This window comes from Streptomyces sp. NPDC093111 (genome assembly GCF_040683955.1).
Taxonomy (GTDB): domain Bacteria; phylum Actinomycetota; class Actinomycetes; order Streptomycetales; family Streptomycetaceae; genus Streptomyces.
The window spans coordinates 161,911-178,851 of the sequence record NZ_JBFBNW010000015.1 but is presented as its reverse complement, the minus strand read 5'-3'; the positions used below and the strand labels follow the sequence as shown (position 1 = coordinate 178,851).

Sequence of the window (16,941 nt, the reverse complement as noted above, 5' to 3'; positions counted from 1 at the left end):
CCCACGACCGGGGGCGCGCTGCTCGACCCGTACCGCAGGGCTCGCCCGTCCGGCGGGCCTGACCAGGACAAATGCGACGGACGTCCTAGAATCGACGGATGCACAACCGCACTGACGCCCCGCCCGCGGCGCCCGCTCCGCCCGCGCCCCACGATCCGTTCGTCCGCGTCCGGGGCGCGCGCGAGCACAATCTGCGGGGTGTGGACGTGGACGTCCCCCGGGACGCCCTGACGGTGTTCACCGGCGTGTCGGGCTCGGGGAAGTCCTCGCTGGCGTTCGGGACGATCTACGCGGAGGCGCAGCGCCGCTACTTCGAGTCGGTGGCGCCGTACGCCCGCCGGCTCATCCACCAGGTGGGGGCGCCGAAGGTCGGGGAGATCACCGGGCTGCCGCCGGCGGTGTCGCTGGAGCAGCGCAGGGCCGCGCCGAACGCGCGCTCCTCGGTGGGTACGGTGACGACGCTGTCGAACTCGCTGCGCATGCTGTTCTCCCGGGCCGGCAGCTACCCGCCGGGGGCGCCGCGCCTGGATTCCGACGCGTTCTCCCCCAACACCGCGGCCGGGGCCTGCCCGTCCTGTCACGGCATCGGCCGGGTGCACGGGACCTCCGAGGAACTCCTGGTCCCCGACCCGGCGTTGTCGATCCGCGAGGGCGCCGTCGCGGCCTGGCCGGGCGCCTGGCAGGGCAAGAACCTGCGGGACGTCCTGGACGCCCTGGGGTACGACGTGGACCGGCCCTGGCGGGAGCTGGCCGTGAAGGACCGGGAGTGGATCCTGTTCACGGACGAGCAGCCCGTGGTGACGGTCCATCCGGTGCGCGAGGCGGGACGCATCCAACGCCCGTACCAGGGCACGTACATGAGCGCCCGGCGCTATGTGATGCACACCTTCTCGGACTCGAAGAGCGCGACGCTGCGGGCGAAGGCCGAGCGGTTCCTGACCAGCAGTCCGTGTCCGGTGTGCGGGGGCGGGCGGCTGCGGCCGGAGGCGATGGCGGTGACCTTCGCGGGCCGGACGATCGCCGAGCTCTCCGCGCTGCCGCTGACCGACCTGGCGCGGACGCTCACCCCGGCGGCGGCGGACGGGGCCGCGGAGGCGGAGCCCCGTTCCGAGACGGCCCGCGTCCTCGGCGAGGACCTGGTGGCCCGGATCGGCACGGTCACGGAGCTGGGCCTGGGCTATCTCAGCCTGGACCGGGCGACCCCGACGCTGTCCAACGGCGAGCTCCAGCGGCTGCGCCTCGCGACCCAGTTGCGTTCGGGGCTGTTCGGGGTCGTGTACGTGCTCGACGAGCCGTCCGCCGGGCTGCACCCGGCGGACACCGAGGCGCTGCTCGTGGTCCTGGACCGGCTGAAGGCGGCCGGGAACACGGTGTTCATCGTCGAGCACCATCTGGACGTGGTGCGGCACGCGGACTGGCTGGTGGACGTGGGCCCGCGGGCCGGGGTGCACGGCGGCCGGGTGCTGCACAGCGGCCCGCCGCAGGGGCTCGCGGAGGTGGCCGAGTCGGCGACCCGGCGTTTCCTCTTCGACCGGACGCCGCCCGCGCGGGGGCGGGCGGTGCGCGAGCCGTCCGGGTGGCTGCGGACCGGCCCGGTCGACCGGCACAACCTGCGCGGCCTCGACGTGGCCTTCCCGCTGGGCGTGCTCACGGCCGTCACCGGGGTGTCCGGTTCGGGGAAGTCGACCCTGGCGGGGGTGCTGACGGAGGAACTGACGGGCGTCGAGCGGCTGGTGACGGTCGATCAGAAGCCGATCGGGCGGACCCCTCGTTCCAACCTCGCCACGTACACGGGCCTGTTCGACGTCGTGCGCAAGCTGTTCACCGCCACCGAGGAAGCGCGGGAGCGCGGTTACAAGGCGGGCCGGTTCTCCTTCAACGTGACTGGCGGGCGCTGCGAGACCTGTCAGGGCGAGGGGTTCGTCTCCGTCGAGCTGCTGTTCCTGCCGAGCACGTACGCGCCTTGCCCGGACTGCCGCGGGGCCCGCTACAACCCGGAGACGCTGGAGGTGCGGCTGCGCGGGCTGACCATCGCCGAGGTCCTGGACCTGACGGTGGAGTCGGCGGCCGGGTTCTTCGCGGACGTCCCGGCGGCGGCCCGCAGTCTGGGCGCGCTGCTCGACGTCGGCCTCGGCTATCTGCGGCTCGGCCAGCCCGCGACGGAGCTGTCCGGCGGGGAGGCGCAGCGCATCAAGCTGGCCTCCGAGTTGCAGCGGCCCCGCCGCGCCCACACCCTGTACGTGCTCGACGAGCCGACCACGGGGCTGCACCCGGCCGATGTGGAGGTGCTGATGCGCCAGTTGCACGGCCTTGCCGACGCCGGCCACACGGTGATCGTCGTCGAGCACGACATGGACGTGGTCGCGACGGCGGACTGGGTCGTCGACCTGGGCCCGGGCGGCGGCGACGAGGGCGGCCGGATCGTGGCCGCGGGTCCGCCGGCCGACGTGGCCCGGGCGACCGGGAGCAGGACCGCTCCGTATCTCGCCCGGGCCTTGGGCCTCACCGCGACCGGGGAGGCCCGGTGAGCGCCCCGGGAACGGCCTACGCCGCCGTGTCGTAGGTGTAGTGGCGGGTGTGGTCGAGCATGTCCGCCGGGGTCACGTCGTTCCACGGGCGCATGGTGTCGTTGAGGTCGACGACGTTGGCGGTGCCGGCGGCCGGGAGGTACGGCGACCGGGGGTGGCGGGCCTGCCAGTCCGCCCACAGCTTGTCGATGAAGGCGTGGTGCATCCAGAAGACGGGGTCGTTCGGGGAGACCCCGGTGCCCATCTGGCCGCCGACCCAGACGTGGACGCGGTTGTGGAGGTTGACGCCGCGCCAGCCCTCCAGGTGGTTGCGGAAGCCGTCCGACGAGCTGTTCCAGGGGGCCATGTCGTAGGTCTCCATGGCCAGGACGGAGTCGACCTCGGCGCGGGTGGGCAGCTGGCGCCCGCCGGCGCCCAGGTCGCGGCGCAGGTAGTCGCGGCCGTCGACGCGGACGGTGATGGTCCAGCGGTTGCCGGAGCGGGCGAAGGCGCCGTCGAGGACCTGTCCGTCGCGGGCCCGTCCGGTGCCGCCGAGGAAGTCGGGGGCCCAGAGCGAGGAGCTCGTGGTGCGGTCGGCGGTCCAGTCCCAGTAGGGCAGGGTGACGCTCGCGTCGACGGACTGGAGGGCCTGCTCGAACTGTATGAGGAAGCGCCGGTGCCAGGGCAGGAAGGAGGGCGAGCGGTGGCCGACGCGGTCGCCGCTGTCGGTGTCGCTCATGATGAAGGCGTTGTGGGTGGTGACGAAGGTGTCGTAGCGGCCCGAGCGCTTCAGTTCGAGGAGGGCGGCGACGAAACGCCGCTTCTCGTCGGCGGTGAGGGCGGCCTGGTTCTTGCGTACGGTCACGGTGGTACGGCTCCTGGGTGGAACGGGGCGGGCGGGATCGGGTCAGGCGAGGACGAGGGGGACCAGCGGGGCCCCCTGGAGCTCGCGTACGGCCGCGCGGGCCACGGCCTTGGGCGTGGCGACGGGGTCGTAGTGGTTGATGACGCTGATCCAGGTGCCGTCGGCGTTCCGCATGACGTGCAGTTCCGCGCCGTCGATCGTCACGGAGTAGCCGCCCCCGTGGTGCCCCCCGTGGTGGTCGCCGCCGTGCGAGGGGCCGCCCTTGATGCGGCGGCCCTGGTAGACCTCGTCGAAGGCGGCGGGCTCGGAGCCGGCCGCCGGTGCGGCGGCGCGCGGTGTGGCGGCGCCGGCGGAGCCGGCCAGGGCGAGGCCCGCGACGGCGCCGGCGGCGCCCGCGGCGACACCCAGGGCCTGGCGGCGGGTGATGCTGGACATGAAACCCCCAAATGGACAGGTAAGACCGGGGGTTTGGTCATATGCCCCCGGCAGGACCCATCAGTACCCGGGGGTGCCCGTACGCCGGAAATCGCCCGGAGTGGGTTGGCCGCGATATGGACAACTCGCCATGATCAGTACAGCCTTGAACGGAGTTGATCTTGCGGTTCCGGCGCACGGAAGCGCCCCGGAACGAAAGTTCTGCGAAGATCACGGGGATCTTGTGAACGATCTTTCGTTCCGGGGCGTCCGGCGTGGTGGGGCTCACGCTCCCAGACTGTCCGGATTCAGCCGCGCGCCGTCCGTCGCGCCCGCAGCCACTCCTTGTTCATCGCCGCGATCGACGGCAGCGGGATGCCCTTGGGGCAGGCGGTCGCGCACTCCCCGGTGAGGGTGCAGCCGCCGAAGCCCTCGGCGTCCATCTGGGCCACCATGTCGAGGACCCGGGTCTCGCGCTCGGGCGCGCCCTGGGGCAGCACGCCGAGGTGGTTGACCTTGGCGGAGGTGAAGAGCATCGCCGAGCCGTTGGGGCAGGCGGCGACGCAGGCGCCGCAGCCGATGCACTCGGCGTGCTCGAAGGCGAAGTCGGCGTCCGCCTTGGGGACGGGGGTGGCGTGGGCGTCGGGGGCGGAGCCGGTGGGGACGCTGATGTAGCCGCCGGCCTGGATGATCCGGTCGAAGGCGGACCGGTCGACGACGAGGTCCTTGACGACCGGGAAGGCGGCGGCCCGCCAGGGTTCGACGTCGATGGTGTCGCCGTCGCGGAACGAGCGCATGTGCAGCTGGCAGGTGGTGGTGCGCTCGGGTCCGTGGGCGTCGCCGTCGATGACGAGGCTGCAGGCGCCGCAGATGCCCTCGCGGCAGTCGTGGTCGAAGGCGACGGGGTCCTCGCCGCGCAGGATGAGATCCTCGTTGAGGGTGTCCAGCATCTCCAGGAACGACATGTCGGGCGACACGCCGTCCACGTCGTAGGTGGCCATGGCGCCTTCGGCGTCGGCGTTCTGCTGGCGCCAGACGCGCAGGGTGAGCCTCATGCGTAGCTCCGCTGGGTGGGGTGGACGTGTTCGAAGACGAGGTCCTCCTTGTGGAGGACGGGGGCGCCGGACGGGGTGGACTCCCAGGCGGCGACGTACGCGAACTCCTCGTCGCGGCGGGCGGCCTCGCCGTCCGGGGTCTGGGACTCCGCGCGGAAGTGGCCGCCGCAGGACTCGGCGCGGTGCAGGGCGTCCAGGCACATCAGCTCGGCGAGTTCGAGGTAGTCGACGACCCGGTTGGCCTTCTCCAGCGACTGGTTGAACTCCTCGCCCGTGCCCGGGACCTTGATGCGGCGCCAGAACTCCTCGCGGATCTCGGGGATGCGGCGCAGTGCCGTGCGCAGGCCCTCCTCGGTGCGGGCCATGCCGCAGAACTCCCACATGAGCTCGCCGAGTTCGCGGTGGAAGGAGTCGGGGGTGCGGTCGCCGTCGACGGCGAGCAGGAGGTGCAGCCGGTCCTCGGTCTCGGCGAGGACCTCGCGTACCGCCGGGTGGGCGTCGGTGACGGGGGTGTCGTGAGGGTGGCGGGCCAGGTAGTCGTTGATGGTGGCGGGCAGGACGAAGTAGCCGTCGGCGAGGCCCTGCATGAGGGCGGAGGCGCCGAGCCGGTTGGCGCCGTGGTCGGAGAAGTTGGCCTCGCCGACGGCGAACAGGCCGGGGATCGTGGTCTGGAGGTCGTAGTCGACCCAGAGTCCGCCCATCGTGTAGTGCACGGCGGGGTAGATCCGCATCGGCACCTCGTACGGGTTCTCGGCGGTGATCCGCTCGTACATGTCGAAGAGGTTGCCGTACTTCTCCTCGACCTCGGCGCGGCCCATCCGGCGGATGGCGTCGGCGAAGTCGAGGTAGACGCCCTGGCCGCCGGGGCCGACGCCTCGGCCCTCGTCGCAGACGTTCTTGGCGGCGCGGGAGGCGATGTCGCGGGGGACGAGGTTGCCGAAGGAGGGGTAGATGCGCTCCAGGTAGTAGTCGCGCTCGTCCTCGGGGATGTCGTTGGCGGGCCGGGTGTCGCCGTGCGCCTTGGGGACCCAGATGCGTCCGTCGTTGCGCAGGGACTCGCTCATCAGGGTGAGCTTGGACTGGTGGTCGCCGGTGCGCGGGATGCAGGTGGGGTGGATCTGGGTGAAGCAGGGGTTGGCGAAGTAGGCGCCGCGCCGGTGGGCCCGCCACACGGCGGTGGCGTTGGAGTTCATGGCGTTGGTGGACAGGTAGAAGACGTTGCCGTAGCCGCCGGTGGCGAGGACCACGGCGTCGGCGTAGTGGGTGGAGATCCGTCCGGTGATCAGGTCGCGGGCGACGATGCCGCGGGCCCGGCCGTCGACGACGATCAGGTCGAGCATCTCGGTGCGCGGGTGCATCTCGACGTTGCCCGCGGCGATCTGCCGGGACAGCGCCTGGTAGGCGCCGAGCAGGAGCTGCTGGCCGGTCTGTCCGCGGGCGTAGAAGGTGCGGGAGACCTGCACGCCGCCGAAGGAGCGGGTGTCGAGCAGTCCGCCGTACTCGCGGGCGAAGGGCACGCCCTGGGCGACGCACTGGTCGATGATCTCGACGGAGATCTGGGCGAGCCGGTGCACGTTGGACTCGCGGGCGCGGAAGTCGCCGCCCTTGACGGTGTCGTAGAAGAGCCGGTGCACGGAGTCGCCGTCGTTGCGGTAGTTCTTGGCGGCGTTGATGCCGCCCTGGGCGGCGATGGAGTGGGCGCGGCGCGGGGAGTCCTGGTAGCAGAACTGGACGACCTGGTAGCCCTGTTCGGCGAGGGTGGCGCCGGCGGAGCCGCCGGCCAGGCCGGTGCCGACGACGATGACGCGGTGGCCGCGGCGGTTGGCGGGGTTGACCAGCTTCGCCTGGAAGCGGCGGGTGTCCCAGCGTTCGGCGATGGGGCCGGTGGGGGCCTTCTCGTCGGTGAGCGGGGCGCCCAGGGTGTAGTCGGGGGAGGTCATTCAGCTCACCACTCCGGTCATGACGGCGACGGGTACGGAGACGAAGCCGGCGGTCAGCAGCAGCGCGAGCCCGTCGGCCGTGGCCTTCAGGACGCGTTCGCGTCGGGCGTTGCCGACGCCGAGGGTCTGGGCGGCGCTCCAGAAGCCGTGCCGGACGTGGAGGCCCACGGCGAGCATGGCGACGATGTAGATCGCGTTCCCGTACCAGGTGGAGAAGGTGTCGAGGACGTTCTGGTACGGCCTGCCCTCCTGGAAGCCGGGGTGCACGGTGCCGGTGGTCAGGTCCAGGATGTGCCAGACGATGAAGAGGCCGACGACGACGCCGCCCCAGCGCATGGTGCGGGTGGCGTAGCTCGCCTTCCCGCGCTTGTGGACGTACGCGGTGGGGCGTGCCCTCAGGTCGCGCCTGCTGAGCTGGTACGCGGAGACGACGTGGGCGACGACGGCGAGGACCAGCACGATCCGGGCGAGCCACAGGCCCCACTCGTGGTGGAGCACGGGGGCTCCCATCGTGCGCAGCCAGTGGGCGTAGCCGTTGAACTCCTCGGGGCCGAAGAAGACCTTCAGGTTGCCGGCGACGTGGGCGACGAGGTAGGCGAGCATCGTCAGGCCACTGACGGCCATGACGGTCTTCTTGCCGATCGTGGACGCCCAGAAGCCGCGGGTGGGACCGGCGGGCGGGCGGCCCGCCTTCCGGCCGGTCCGCCGGTCGCCGTTCCCGTCGCTCTTCCGGTCGGGGTTGGTTGCCAGAGCCATGCCAGCGACGGTAGGGCCGTAGGGCCCGAGAGGTCCAAGACATGGTTCGGCTGATCTCGATAGGCGGACCCTATGGTGCGGGGTAGGCTGGCCCCATGCAGTTCCAGCAGCTCCTGTACTTCGTCGCCGTCGCCGAGACCCGTCACTTCACCCAGGCCGCCGAGCGGGTCCACGTCTCGCAGCCCTCGCTCTCCCAGCAGATCAAGGCCCTGGAGCAGGAGCTGGGCGCGGAGCTGTTCAGCCGGGCCCGCGGCAACATCGCGCTCACCGACGCGGGCGAGGCGCTGCTGCCGCTGGCCCGCCGGATCCTCGCGGACACGGACACCGCCCGGCACGAGGTGCAGGAGCTGGCGCAGCTGCGGCGCGGCCGGGTGCGGCTCGGGGCGACGCCCAGTCTCTGCACGGGCCTGCTGCCGGACGTGCTGCGCTCCTTCCACGACCTGCACCCGGGCATCCGGCTGCTCATCGAGGAGGGCGGCTCGCACGACCTCGTACGGGAGCTGGCGCGCGGCGCCCTCGACCTGGCGCTCGTGGTACTGCCGCTGCCGACGCCCTCACCGGCCCTGACGACGGTCGAGCTGCTGACCGAGGAGCTGGTGGTGGTCTCCTCTGCGTCGGCGCCCGCCCCGCGCCGGCCGGTGCGGATCGCCGATCTGCGGGACCAGCCGCTCGTGATGTTCCGGCACGGCTACGACCTGCGGGAACTGACCGTGGCGGCCTGCCGGGCGGAGGGGTTCGAGCCCTCCTTCACGGTGGAGGGCGGCGAGATGGACGCCGTCCTCGGATTCGTACGGGCCGGGCTCGGGCTCGCCGTCGTCCCGACGATGGTCGCGGCGCGCGCGAGCCGCGACCTGCGGGTCACGGCCCTCGCCCGGCCCGGGCTGCGGCGCACGATCGCGCTGGCCCACCGCAGCGACGTGGCGCCCCCGCGGGCGGCCCGCGAGCTGCAGAAGCTGCTCATGGCCTCCCGTGGGGGCGGGGCCGGGGCCTGACCCCGCCGAGGTCCGACGGCACCCGGCCGGTTCCGGGCCCGCCGCGGCCCCTCGGGTCCGCCCCCGCTACACCGCGTCCGCCAGCACCAGCGAGTGGATCCGGTCCGGGGCTCCGGGGCGGGCGTAGTACCAGCCCTGGGCCGTGTCGCAGCCGAGTTCGCGGAGCTGCTGGGCCTGCGCGCCGGTCTCCACGCCCTCGACGGTGACCGCGAGCTCCAGGCTGTGGGCCAGCTGCACGATCCCCTCGACGATCTTCAGGTCGACCGGGTCCACCGGGTGCTGCTGCATGCCCTGGGTGAAGGAACGATCCAGCTTGAGCACGCTCACCGGGAGCCTGCGCAGGTTGGCGAGGTTCGAGTAGCCCGTGCCGAAGTCGTCGAGCGCGATGTCCACGCCCATCTCGGCGAGCTGCCGCAGCGGCTTGAGCAGGTCGTCGTCGGCGCCGATGAGCGCCGACTCGGTGACCTCCAGGCAGAGCGCGCCGGGTTCGAGTCCGGAGCGCTCCAGGACGTCGACCGTGTCGGCGACGAGCCGCGGGTGGTGCAGCTGGGTCGGCGACAGGTTGACGTTGATCCGCAGCGGGCCGCCGTCGGCGTGCCGGGTCTGCCAGAACCGGGCCTGGCGCACGGCCTCCTGGAGCACCCAGCGGCCCAGCGGCACGATGAGGCCGGTGTTCTCGGCGAGCGGGATGAACCGGTCCGGGCCGAGCACGCCGTGCTGCGGGTGGCACCACCGCACGAGCGCCTCGGCGCCGTGCACGCTGCCGTCGTCGAGGTGCACGAGCGGCTGGTACTCGATGAAGAACTCGCCCCGCTCCAGGGCGGCCGGCAGGGCGGTGGTCAGGCCGTGCCGGGTGATGGCCCGCGCGTCGGCCTCGGCGTCGGCGAACTCGAAGCGGTTGCCGCCCGCCGACTTGGCCCGGTACATGGTGATGTCGGCGCTGCGCAGCACCTCGGCCGCGGTGCGCTCCCCCGCCGGGCCCTCGACCACGCCGACGCTGCCGCGCACCGTCAGTTCGCGCCCGTCGATGCGGATCGGGGAGGCGAGGGCGGCCAGCATCCGGTCGGCGAGCGCGGCGACCTTGTGCTCGCTGTCGGGCCCGGTGGTCAGCGCCACGAACTCGTCGCCGCCGAGCCGGGCCACCATCTCGCCGGGCGCGGTGACGGAGCCCTGCAGCCGGTCGGCGACCTCCACGAGCAGCCGGTCGCCGGTGGCGTGGCCGAGGCTGTCGTTGATGGCCTTGAAGCCGTCGAGGTCCAGGTAGCACAGGCCGAAGCGGCTGCGCTCGCCGGGCGCGAGGGTCTTCTCCAGGCGCTCGAAGAACAGCGTCCGGTTGGGCAGTCCGGTGAGCGCGTCGTGCGTCGCCTCGTACCGCAGGCGCAGGTTGAGCAGCCGCCGCTCGGTGGTGTCCTCCATCAGCGCCAGCTGGTAGCGCGGCACGCCGGTCGCGTCGCGCAGCAGGGAGACGGTGAGGTTGGTCCACAGCACGGTGCCGTCGCCGCGGTAGTACGGCTTCTCCACCCGGTAGTGCTCACGCTCGCCGCGCACCAGCTCGTCGTACAGGCGCCAGACGTGCGGGCCGTCCTCGGGGTGCGACCACTCGGCGATGTTGCGGCTGAGGACGTGCTGTTCGAGGCCGCCGAACATGCGGGTGAGGGTCTCGTTGACCTCCAGGACGTTGCCGTCCAGGTCGGCGATGCCGATCCCGATCGCGGCGCCCTCGAAGACGGCGCGGAAGCGGCTCTCGGTCGCGTGCAGGGCGAGTTCGGCGGCGCTGCGGGCGGAGAGCGCCGAGTGCGCGATCGTCTCCTGCTCGATCAGCGTGCGGGCACGCAGGGCCTGGGCGAAGCCGGCCGCCATGGCGTGCTGGAGCCGGGAGCAACGGGCCCGCAGCTCCTCGGCGGTGGCCCCGACGGCGTCCGGCTCGTCCGCGCAGTACAGCACCAGATAGGCGTCGACGACACCGAGGCTGCGGGCCAGCGCGTCCGGGTCGGTGCAGTGCGCGGCGATCAGGGCCTGGCCGACGCGGTGCGCGGGCGCGGTGTCGAAGGGCCGGGCGCGCAGGGCTCCGCTGAGCCCGCGGGCGAGCGGCAGCAGGTGCTGTTCGAACTCCTGGCGGCTCATGGAGGTGGCCGTGACCGGGAAGACGGCCCTGCTCCAGATGGTGACGAACCGTCTGATTCTGTCCTCGGGTCCGTCGGCGTCGGCGACGGACCCGGCCGGCTGGGACGGGACCTTCACGCCTTACGCCCCACCCCTGCGAACCCGGAGAAGGCGTAGGGGTCCTCCTCCTCTTCCGGACTGTCGGGACGCCAGTGCGGCATCGACACGAGTCCGGGCTCGACGAGTTCGGTGCCGCCGAAGAAGCGGGCGATCTCCTCGCGCGAGCGCATCACCAGGGGGCTGCGGATGTCGCGGTAGACGTCGACGGTGCCGCCGGCCCGCTCCTGGGAGAGCGGGACGCCCTCGTAGGAGGCGTGGGTGAGGACCAGGAGGCTTCCGGGGGCGAGCGCGTCGAGCAGTTCGGCGACGGCGGTCTCCGGCCCGTCCGCGTCCTCCAGGAAGTGCAGGACGGCGACGAGGAGCAGGGCGACCGGCCGGTCCAGGTCGAGGAGTCCGGACACCTCGGGGCCGTGCAGGATCGTGGCCGGCTTGCGCAGGTCGGCGGCGAGCACCGCCGAGCGGGCGTCGCCGTCGAGCACGGCCCGGCTGTGGGCGACGGCCACCGGGTCGTGGTCGACGTAGACGACCCGGGCGGTGTCGCTGGCGGCCTGGGCGACCTCGTGGACGTTGCCGAAGGTGGGTATGCCGGAGCCGATGTCCAGGAACTGCGTGACGTCGTTGTCGACCGCGTACCGCACGGCGCGGCGCATGAAGGCACGGTTCGCCTGCATGATCTTGGGGAGACCCGGCATGAACTCCATGGCCTTGCGGGCCGCTTCCCGGTCCACTTCGAAATTGTGCGAGCCGCCCAGATAGAAGTCGTACATTCGGGACACGCTCGGCACCGAAATATCGATGCCCGGCGGAGCCCAGGCGGGACGCTCCATCAAAGTCTCCAACAAGTCGCCACGGAGGATACGGCCATGTGTTCGCGGCCGACGTTCGAGCCGAGGCTACTGATCGCTTGCCTGGAGAGCGAGTAGAAACGGAAATTCGCGATCCGTTCTTGGTCACACGCCATTGGCACGTGCGGCGGGAACGGAAGAGTTCACGCCTTCGGCCCGTGCAAATTCACGTGCATATGGTCGTGCCCCGCTTCCTCGGCAGACGGCAGACGGGATCGGGCCGTTCGAGCCGCCGCGTCAAGGGACGACAACCGGCCACTTCCCCCGCCCGCCCCCTCCCTCGCGGGAGACACCGCCGCAAGGCACCCCAACCCGCCCCAAGACGAGCCAAGCCTCATCAATCCGGCGCAACAGCACGCCCTTTGGGGCCAGTGCACACCAACAGGCCGCCCACGCCCACGACATCGTCAAACCCGTGCACCCCGAAAACCCCTCCATCCGGGGAATTCGAGGCCGTTCCGGGCCTACGGCCCGACGCGCGTGATCATGCTGCTCGACGTGCCCTTGTTGTCTCAGTACGGATCGCTCCTCGCGCGGCCCCTGGCGGCCGGCGCGCTCGTGTGGCTGCTCGCCACACCGGTGCCCGTCGCCGCCGACGCCTGCGCCTCCGCCGTCACCGGAGCCGACGGTTCGAACACCGCGGTCTCCTTCGCCGGGCGCGGCCCCTGCCGCCCCACCCACCACCCGCACCCGCCCCACCCGACGCACCCCACCCACCCCACTCACCCGACCCATCCCCCACACCCCACCCATCCGCCGCACCCCACCCACTCCCCGTGCCCCACGGAGCCGCCGGAGCCGACCGAACCGCCGGAGCCCACCGAGCCGCCGAAGCCCACGCGACCGCCCGAGCCCCCGAAGCCCACACCGCCTCCGCCGCCCCCGCCGGCCACCGAGCCGCCGCCCGCGCCGAAGCCCCCGCCCGCGCGGCCCGCTCCCCCGCCGCGGCCCGCACCGCCGGAGCCCGCCCCGACCACGCCCGAGGCCGCGCCGCCCCCGCCGCCGAAACCTTCCCCCTCGCCCACCGCGCGCCCGCGCCCGGCCGCTCCCGTGGCGCTGCCGCACTACCGGCCCACGGCGACCCGGGCGAAGCCGAAGAGCGCCCCGAACGTCCTCACCACGACCCTGCTCATCACCGCCCCGGCCGTGATCGCGACCGCGATCCTGCGCCCCCGATCCCGCTGAGCCCCGCGCTCCGCCACCGGAGGAAACCTTGTCCGAATGGCTCGTCCTGACCATCGCGATGGCCGCCGCGTGCGCCGTCGTCCTCGCCATCGTCGTCATCAACCACCGGAGGATCCCCGAGGACGACGACCCCAGCGAGACCCCTGACGTCATCGAGTACATGACGATGATGATCGGCGTGGTCTACGCCATCGTCCTGGGCCTCGCCATCGCCGGTGTCTGGGAGGCCCGCAGCGCCGCCCAGGAGACCGTGCGGCAGGAGGCGCAGGCGCTGCACGAGATCTCCGCGCGGGCCGAGGTGTACCCGGTCGCCGCGCGGGAGCGGATCCGCTCCGACGTCGACACGTACGTCCGTTACGTCGTCGAGGACGAGTTCCCGCACATGACGGACCACGGCGAGCTCAGCGACAAGGGCACGCAGCTCATGGAGAAGGTCCGCCGCAGCGTGACCGACTACCGGCCGGCCGACGACTTCGAGGGCCAGGCCTACCAGCCGCTGGTGGACCAGGTGGGCGTCGCCGACGACGCGCGGGGGGCCCGCGGGCAGAGCGCCGGGGACACGATGCCGGGAGTGGTGTGGTTCGGTCTGATCATCGGGGCCCTGGTGACGGTGGGCCTGATCTTCACGCTCCAGATCCGGCGCACCGGGAAGGAGTTGCTCCTCGCCGGCCTGTTCAGCGCCCTCATCGCCTTCCTGCTCTTCCTCATCTGGGACTTCGACGCGCCCTTCGGCCGGGGCATCGCGGCGACCGCCGCGCCGTTCACCGATCTGTTTCCGCAGCTCACCGGCTGATCAGGGAGCCGTATGTAGGCCGGGCGGGGGACATGGGTGCCCCATTCGCGCGTCTGGGATCGCGGCTGTGGTAGTGCGCTCCTAGCGTTTCGGGCATCGAGGTGCATGTCGTCCGATGTGCGGAAACCCTTCCGCAGCTGCCCCTCGGGTACCCGGAGGATTCCCCATGCGCGCGATACGTGCCGCGTCCGCCGCTCTGCTGGGGGCGGCCGCCCTCGCCCTGGCCGCCCCGCTCGCCGTCGCCGCCGACGGTGCCCCCGCCGGGCCCGCGCCGCGGGCGCCCCGGGCGAAGCAGACGGGCGCCTTCGTCATCTCCCCCGGGCTCGTCGCACCGGGCGGCCGGATCACCCTGAGCGCGCCGGGCTGCGCGAGTACGGCGACGGCGTCGGCCGGCATCTTCGACACCGTCACCATCGCCCCGGGCTCGTCGGCGACCGCGACGGTGGACCCCGACGCCAAGCGCGGGGCCGTCTACACGGTGTCGTTCAACTGCACGGGCGGGATCCCCGGCACCGTCGACCTGACGATCAGCGGCGGTGCCACCTCGACGCCCACGGCCAGTTCGACGCTGCTGACCCCGCCGCGCGGAGTCCAGGGCGGCCTCGGCGGCTCCGTCGGTTCGATGGACGCCTGGACGCCCGCCGTGGGCGGCGCCATGGTGCTCGCCGCGGCGGCCGGTGTGGTGCTCGTGGTCCGGCGCAGGTCCGCCGACGGCCGCCGCCACTGACGGAGCGGCCGGATCCCCCGCCCGTACACCGCCCTCACCTCGCGGGGCGGCGCCGGACAGGCCGGTCGCCCCTGGGTCCTGGGGAGCGGGACCCGGGGGCGACGGGGTGGGACGGCCGACCGGAGCTTCGACCGGTCAGACGCCCGCGCCGGCCGTACGGCGCCGGCGGGCGATGAACAGGCCGCCGCCGAGCGCCGCCGCGGCGACGAGCGAACCGCCGATGGCCATCTCCGTGGAGCTCGGGGCGAGCGATCCGCCGAGGCCGCCCTGGGCGCCCTGTCCGGCCAGCACGCGGAACGGCTGGGTGAGCGTCCGGCCGCCGCACTGGACGGCCAGGTTGTACTGGCCGGGCGTGGCGTTGTTGAAGATGCGGGCGGTGGCGGTGGACACGCCGTTGACGGTGGCCGAGAGCGTGGTCGCCGAGAAGGCGTTGGACGTGACCGTGCCACCGGCGCAGCCCCGGACGGTGATCGTGAGGATCGCCCCCTGGTGGACCGCGAAGGGCGACACCGTGACGCCGTTGGAACCGTCTCCGCCCCGCTCGGCCTGGAAAGGGCTGACCGTCACGCTGCTGGGCCCGTTGGTGGCGGTGGCGAGGGGGGCGGCGAGTCCGAGCGCCGCGAACGCGGTCGCCGTCACCGCCAGAGTGCGTACAGCACGCATGGTGGAACCTCCAGATGGAAGACGCCCCAAAGCGGTGCTCCGGGAGATTCGACGAGTACGCCTTCCATGACGAACCATCACAAGCCGGAACGAGCCTCGCATGTCGGCCTTGGGCCACCCCGGTGAGGCCGGGCACCGGCCGAACGGGGGTGGCGATCCGACGGTTGCGCAGGTCACGCACGGTCAGGCGGATGATCTGACGATTACTCGGACGGGTCATCACCCGGACGCCCCCGCACCGACGGCCGACACCCGTTCGCCCCGCCCCGATCGCCGGTCCTCCCGGGCGCCCTTACCGTTCCCGTGACGCCCAGGAAGGGAGAACCATGAGGACCAAGGACTTCAGCGTCCTCGACGCCGCCAGGAGACGCCAACCCTGGGGCGCCCTGGCTCTGGTCATGCTGTCCGGCCTGGCGATAATGCGCAACGGCGTCGGATTCGAATCGGGTCCCCCGCAGCCCGCCGCCGCGGCCCGCCCGGTCACCCGTCCCGTCGGCCCCGCTCCGACCGCGGCCGCCGGAATGGAACCGCTGCCCTTCGCCCCGGCCTCCCGGATCCGGATCCCGGCGCTCCGGGTGGCCGCGCCGATCATGGACGTGGGCCTGGACGACAACGGGTGGATCAGCGCTCCGCCGCCGCAGGACGCCAACCTCGCCGGCTGGTACCAGAACGGCATCGCGCCGGGCATGCGCGGCACCTCCGTCGTCGTGGGCCATGTCGACAACCTGGCGGGCCCCGCCGTCTTCTACGGCCTCGGCTCCCTGCAGAAGGGCCAGCACGTCGAGGTCGAACGGTTCGACGGCCGGGTCGTCGTCTTCGAGATCTACGGGATCGAGGTCTACGCCAAGAACGACTTCCCGGTGCAGGTCTACGCAGACACCGGCGAGCCCGAGCTGCGGGTGATCACCTGCGGTGGCGGCTACTCGCGGGCGCACGGCTACGACGGCAACGTCGTCGTGTACGCGCGGATGGTCGGCTCGCGGTAGCTCCGGCACGTCGAGGGCCCCGGCACGTTCCCGCGTGCCGGGGCCCTCGTCCGCGCGCCGGGCGGCGCTCAGCGGCGCGGGACGGTGATGCTGTAGCCCGCGTCGAGGAGTTCGGGCAGATAGCGCTTGAGCGCGGCCACGCTGTGCGCGCGGTTGCCGCCCGCGTCGTGGTTGAGCACGACGACGCCGGAGCCCGCGCCGTCCAGTACCCGGCGCACGATGGAGTCGGTGGGCGGCTCCTGCCAGTCCAGGGTGTCGACGCTCCAGGCCATGGGCTCCATCCCCAGTTCGGCGCCGATCTCGAACGAGAGCCGGTTCCACGCCCCGTACGGCGCCCGGTACCAGAGCGGCGGGGTGCCGAGGGCCTGTTCGACGACCTCGCTGGTGGAGCCGAGCTCCTGGCGGATGCGGGAGGGCCGCAGCTTCGGGACCAGCGGGTGCGACCAGGAGTGGTTGCCGACCACGTGCCCGTCCTCGGCCATCTCCTTGAGCAGGTCCTGGTTGTCGACCGCCATCTCGCCGCAGACGAAGAACATCGCCCGGCAGCCGTACCGGCGCAGGGTCGCGAGGATCTCCGGGGTGTAGCGGGGGTCGGGTCCGTCGTCGAAGGTGAGCACCATCGAGCGGCCGACGCCGGTCAGATGGAGGAAGGGCCGGGTGCGCACCGGCGGGATCGCCCGGCGGAAGGCGGGGGGCGCGTAGCCGGTCATCGGCTGGAGGCGGTAGGCGGCCGGGCGCAGCCTGGCCTGTGCCGGTGCCTGCGCCTCCGCCTGTGCCTGCGCGCCCGGGGCGCCGGCCGGGCGCGGGCGCGCGGGGGGTGCCGCCCCGGTCGCGGGGCCGGCGCCGGAGCCGCTCATGCGGTCCGCCGCGAAGACCCCGACCGTGGCCGTGGCCCCGAGCGCGGCGGCGAGCCTCAGCAGCGACCGCCGCCCCACGGGCTTCTCATCGTTTTTCATGACCAATGGTTCGTACGGAGGCCCCCGCGCGCTT

The 16,941-nt window shown here is 72.8% G+C and carries 15 protein-coding genes; 6 read left to right on the top strand and 9 right to left on the bottom strand.

The genetic code is table 11. The features are described from left to right. The first annotated feature begins 98 nt into the window (after nt 1-98). The gene (locus AB0Q96_RS26550; RefSeq protein WP_365329648.1) at nt 99-2,528 is read left to right on the top strand and encodes an excinuclease ABC subunit UvrA; all 2,430 of its coding nucleotides are present in this window, start codon (nt 99-101) and stop codon (nt 2,526-2,528) included. Between the two features lie 16 nt (nt 2,529-2,544). Here AB0Q96_RS26550 and AB0Q96_RS26545 read toward each other — a convergent pair whose 3' ends face one another. The 5 genes from AB0Q96_RS26545 to AB0Q96_RS26525 all read right to left on the bottom strand — a co-directional run bounded on the left by AB0Q96_RS26545 (nt 2,545) and on the right by AB0Q96_RS26525 (nt 7,405). Beyond that, nucleotides 2,545-3,372: a tyrosinase family protein gene (locus tag AB0Q96_RS26545; protein WP_365329647.1), complete on the bottom strand. Its 828-nt coding sequence runs from the start codon at nt 3,370-3,372 to the stop codon at nt 2,545-2,547. Between the two features lie 42 nt (nt 3,373-3,414). Then, entirely contained in the window at nt 3,415-3,807 is a 393-nt protein-coding gene (locus AB0Q96_RS26540; RefSeq protein ID WP_365329645.1) for a tyrosinase cofactor, read from the bottom strand. 287 nt (nt 3,808-4,094) lie between these two features. Then, complete coding sequence (locus AB0Q96_RS26535) at nt 4,095-4,841, bottom strand: succinate dehydrogenase/fumarate reductase iron-sulfur subunit (RefSeq protein ID WP_365329643.1); 747 nt, start codon at nt 4,839-4,841, stop codon at nt 4,095-4,097. Continuing rightward, on the bottom strand, nt 4,838-6,781 hold the full coding sequence (locus AB0Q96_RS26530; RefSeq protein WP_365329641.1) for a fumarate reductase/succinate dehydrogenase flavoprotein subunit: 1,944 nt from the start codon (nt 6,779-6,781) through the stop codon (nt 4,838-4,840). Before AB0Q96_RS26530 ends, AB0Q96_RS26535 begins: the two co-directional genes overlap by 4 nt. Continuing rightward, a complete protein-coding gene (locus tag AB0Q96_RS26525; protein ID WP_365329827.1) occupies nt 6,782-7,405 on the bottom strand; it encodes a succinate dehydrogenase cytochrome b subunit in 624 nt (207 codons plus the stop codon). Nucleotides 7,406-7,632: 227 nt separating this feature from the next. Between AB0Q96_RS26525 and AB0Q96_RS26520 the strand changes: the two genes are divergently transcribed. Continuing rightward, entirely contained in the window at nt 7,633-8,529 is an 897-nt protein-coding gene (locus AB0Q96_RS26520; RefSeq protein WP_365329639.1) for a LysR substrate-binding domain-containing protein, read from the top strand. 66 nt (nt 8,530-8,595) lie between these two features. On the opposite strand, the gene AB0Q96_RS26515 is transcribed toward AB0Q96_RS26520, so the two are convergent. Both AB0Q96_RS26515 and AB0Q96_RS26510 read right to left on the bottom strand, forming a co-directional pair. After that, nucleotides 8,596-10,770: an EAL domain-containing protein gene (locus AB0Q96_RS26515; protein WP_365329638.1), complete on the bottom strand. Its 2,175-nt coding sequence runs from the start codon at nt 10,768-10,770 to the stop codon at nt 8,596-8,598. Continuing rightward, entirely contained in the window at nt 10,767-11,579 is an 813-nt protein-coding gene (locus AB0Q96_RS26510; protein WP_365329636.1) for an SAM-dependent methyltransferase, read from the bottom strand. Before AB0Q96_RS26510 ends, AB0Q96_RS26515 begins: the two co-directional genes overlap by 4 nt. A 516-nt stretch (nt 11,580-12,095) precedes the next feature. Between AB0Q96_RS26510 and AB0Q96_RS26505 the strand changes: the two genes are divergently transcribed. The 3 genes from AB0Q96_RS26505 to AB0Q96_RS26495 all read left to right on the top strand — a co-directional run bounded on the left by AB0Q96_RS26505 (nt 12,096) and on the right by AB0Q96_RS26495 (nt 14,302). Then, complete coding sequence (locus tag AB0Q96_RS26505; RefSeq protein ID WP_365329634.1) at nt 12,096-12,782, top strand: hypothetical protein; 687 nt, start codon at nt 12,096-12,098, stop codon at nt 12,780-12,782. 28 nt (nt 12,783-12,810) lie between these two features. Then, nucleotides 12,811-13,575, top strand: a complete 765-nt coding sequence (locus tag AB0Q96_RS26500) for a hypothetical protein (protein WP_365329632.1) — start codon at nt 12,811-12,813, stop codon at nt 13,573-13,575. A 166-nt stretch (nt 13,576-13,741) separates the two neighbouring features. Beyond that, nucleotides 13,742-14,302 carry a hypothetical protein gene (locus tag AB0Q96_RS26495; protein ID WP_365329631.1) on the top strand — a complete coding sequence of 187 codons (561 nt, stop codon included), beginning with the start codon at nt 13,742-13,744 and terminating at the stop codon, nt 14,300-14,302. Between the two features lie 135 nt (nt 14,303-14,437). Here AB0Q96_RS26495 and AB0Q96_RS26490 read toward each other — a convergent pair whose 3' ends face one another. Next, nucleotides 14,438-14,965 (bottom strand): hypothetical protein, encoded by a 528-nt coding sequence (locus AB0Q96_RS26490; protein ID WP_365329629.1) that lies wholly within the window; start codon nt 14,963-14,965, stop codon nt 14,438-14,440. 326 nt (nt 14,966-15,291) lie between these two features. Here AB0Q96_RS26490 and AB0Q96_RS26485 point away from each other — a divergent pair, with 326 nt between their 5' ends. Further along, nucleotides 15,292-15,951 (top strand): class F sortase, encoded by a 660-nt coding sequence (locus AB0Q96_RS26485; RefSeq protein ID WP_365329627.1) that lies wholly within the window; start codon nt 15,292-15,294, stop codon nt 15,949-15,951. 68 nt (nt 15,952-16,019) lie between these two features. Here the strand turns inward: AB0Q96_RS26485 and AB0Q96_RS26480 are convergent, their stop codons facing one another. Next, nucleotides 16,020-16,907, bottom strand: coding sequence for a polysaccharide deacetylase family protein (locus AB0Q96_RS26480; protein ID WP_365329625.1), 888 nt, complete (start codon nt 16,905-16,907; stop codon nt 16,020-16,022). Between the last annotated feature and the right edge of the window lie 34 nt (nt 16,908-16,941).